This is a genomic window from Deminuibacter soli (assembly GCF_003412455.1).
Taxonomy (GTDB): domain Bacteria; phylum Bacteroidota; class Bacteroidia; order Chitinophagales; family Chitinophagaceae; genus Deminuibacter; species Deminuibacter soli.
Genome location: NZ_QTJU01000024.1, coordinates 1 through 2,664, shown reverse-complemented (window position 1 = coordinate 2,664; position 2,664 = coordinate 1). Strand labels below are relative to the sequence as shown.

Sequence of the window (2,664 nt, the reverse complement as noted above, 5' to 3'; positions counted from 1 at the left end):
GACAGATATGCATCCAAAAACATATCAGTCTCCATATTCTTTTGCCAGAAACAGTCCTAATAATATTATCGATCCAGATGGTAATGATGAATTTCATTTTCACTACTTAACAACTTATATACCTGTTGCGCAGGCTGGAACTGATGGTATTCTTCATATGGTGAATAAACCCGTGACATATACGTGGGTGGAAGTCGTTAAGGATAATCTTGCAAATACATTCTATGTTCATAGAGATATCAGCAAAGCAACCGGAAGCTTTACGTCTTCTAAACCAACCCAATTCTTTCCTGATCCTGCCGTAAATGCTCCCGCAACGGGTGTTACACGTTCTGATGTTTTCGGAGGAGCATTGACTGTTAAAGACGATGATTATACCGCTTTACTAAAAATATTAAACAGTTTTCCTGAATTGGAGGGATATGTTTCTCCTCCTTCAATTGGTGGGATTTCAGTAAATAAAAGTACTGCATTTTGGGATCGAGTATATAAAGACAAGAACGCTAGGTCCAGTGCCGAAAAGGAAGAAAGCCAAGTTAATTCATTAATGGAATCAGTAATTTTGGGAGCAGTTTGTGATTTAGCATTAGCGCGATTGGCCGGTCCCTTAACTGGTGAAACTTTTTATCGCGGTCTTAGTGGTGCGGATTATCAATCATTTTTGAAAACAGGCGAAATTCCAGCCACTTCAGAAACTTTTGTATCTCCAACAAGATCTTTTGCTGAGAGCTATGCGAAAAGAGAGGGGAGTGTTTTATTAGAGATAAATGTGAAAGAGGGTACTCTTCAGGAGTTAAAATCGATTGGAGTAAGAGATCCGCACCATGTTTTAACGCGCAGGTTGAAACTTCCGAATATTCCAAAGGAAGGATGGAAAGGATCTAATGCGTTTTTTAAGCAGGAGGGAGCTCAGATAAATATTGGCCTTGGAAATGGAAAGGCATTAGAAATATTTAATAAAAATATTCAAAGCGTTAAAGTATTAAAATGATGACTGATAATGAAAAAGAACTAATTCTTGAGTTGGCAGCAAATGCTATTACTAAACGAGATTTTTTAATACACTATGCAAAGCCTGTAAATGACGTTATTGTTTTGGATGGTGTAGAAAAAGCATGTATTGAGAAAGATCCAGAGGGTATTGAATATCAACTGTTATTGGGTTTTTTATTTGATTGTTTTACAGAGCAGTTTAGCAGTCTTTTATGTAAACTGCTAGGGGAAGAGTGGCATTATAAGCATGAAGATATTGTGTTTATATTGCAAAAACTCAAAAGCCCTAATACTGTGGAGTGTTTATATAATCGGGCGCTAAATAAACCCGCTTATATGGATTATGACGATAGCTATTCTTTAGCAAGAAAATGTATTTATGCGTTAGGAGATATTAATACAGAGCCTGCTCGAGAAAAATTGAGATTGCTTGCTACATCTGACATACCCATAATAAAAGAAAAGGCTGAAAAACAATTAGTGTCTTATAACCGGTAAGCTTATCGTATTTTGTCAGCAATAGTGTCGGGCAAAGGATAAGTTTCCTCTTTAGGGAGCATGTCCATTGCCTGACTTATTTTTCCGTCGATTAGAACTTGCTTTGTTTTTATACAGAGATCAGAAATGTCTGTGATTTCTGTTATCCAGTTTGTTATGTATAAGTCAACCGCGATGCCAGAAAGGCCTATCTGTATTGTTCTATAGTTTAAAGAATTGAATTTCAAATCTCGTTCGGGATCCCATTGTACTCTTACTGGCAGTCTTGACAGAAGGTTTTTCCACTCTTCATATGAGGAGTATAATTTGCTATCAAAATGAGAAAGACATGCATTAGCCAACGCCCATTCAAATCCTGCTCTTTTTATCTTTATTGCTAAGATATGTTCTTGGTTTTCCTTTGTTGCCCAGCCTGAGCGGTACATCATCCAAAGAAAAGACGGTTTTATCCAAGTCATTCGTTCTTTTTTAAATGGGGGGGAAACGAATGTTTGCGAGTTAACAGCTAATTGGGCAATATTTTTATTGTATGCTTGATAAACAGTGATAGTGTGTTTATCAAAAAGAGCGCGAATAGTGTTTAGGCCCACAGTAATATTTTATTAATGGAGACACAAACTTACCAGTTTGTTTTGATATGATTCGCTTTGTACGGTTTATATACAGTTAATTTTGATTTTCGTATCCATCAATTGAAAAGAGCATTAGATCTGAGATATTAGTGGTAAAGCAAATGTCTGCTGTATACGATAATGCGTCAGACCTGATTGCAAACCTGTACGCATCTGCCACACGCTATAGCTACGATATACATGGCAACGTAGATACCCTGCTGCAGCAATACAATAAAGGGGTAATGAATGATGCCAACGGTAACGGCTATAAAAAGATAGTGTACGATTATGACCTGGTAAGCGGCAAGGTTAACCAGGTATCTTACCAGCCCGGCTTGAAAGATGCCTTTTACCAGAAATACGAATACGATGCGGAGAACAGGCTGATTGATGTACGTACCAGTCTTGACAGTACTTACTGGGAGCATGATGCACGTTATGCCTACTACCGGCATGGACCTTTGTCGAGGGCTACCCTCGGACAATTGCAGGTGCAGGGACTGGATTATGCCTATACCTTACAGGGCTGGCTGAAAGCCATTAACCCCACGGTGTTGCT

At 38.3% G+C, this 2,664-nt stretch carries 4 protein-coding genes; 3 read left to right on the top strand and 1 reads right to left on the bottom strand.

Annotated features, from left to right (window positions below):
- Together DXN05_RS24820 and DXN05_RS24445 are read left to right on the top strand one after the other, a co-directional pair.
- Window positions 1–991: hypothetical protein (locus tag DXN05_RS24820; RefSeq protein ID WP_211330144.1), on the top strand; the 991-nt coding region annotated here is incomplete at its 5' end.
- The gene (locus tag DXN05_RS24445; protein WP_116849942.1) at window positions 988–1,491 is read left to right on the top strand and encodes a HEAT repeat domain-containing protein; all 504 of its coding nucleotides are present in this window, start codon (window positions 988–990) and stop codon (window positions 1,489–1,491) included. The genes DXN05_RS24820 and DXN05_RS24445, both read left to right, overlap by 4 nt.
- A 2-nt stretch (window positions 1,492–1,493) precedes the next feature.
- Here DXN05_RS24445 and DXN05_RS24440 read toward each other — a convergent pair whose 3' ends face one another.
- Entirely contained in the window at window positions 1,494–2,081 is a 588-nt protein-coding gene (locus DXN05_RS24440) for a DUF4291 domain-containing protein (RefSeq protein WP_116849941.1), read from the bottom strand.
- 143 nt (window positions 2,082–2,224) lie between these two features.
- Between DXN05_RS24440 and DXN05_RS24435 the strand changes: the two genes are divergently transcribed.
- Window positions 2,225–2,664: hypothetical protein (locus DXN05_RS24435; protein WP_147314092.1), on the top strand; the 440-nt coding region annotated here is incomplete at its 3' end.

What these genes read in the sequence shown, in the direction of transcription:
- DXN05_RS24445 (WP_116849942.1), top strand. Translation starts at nt 988, where the DNA reads ATGATGACTGATAATGAAAAAGAACTAATTCTTGAGTTGGCAGCAAAT.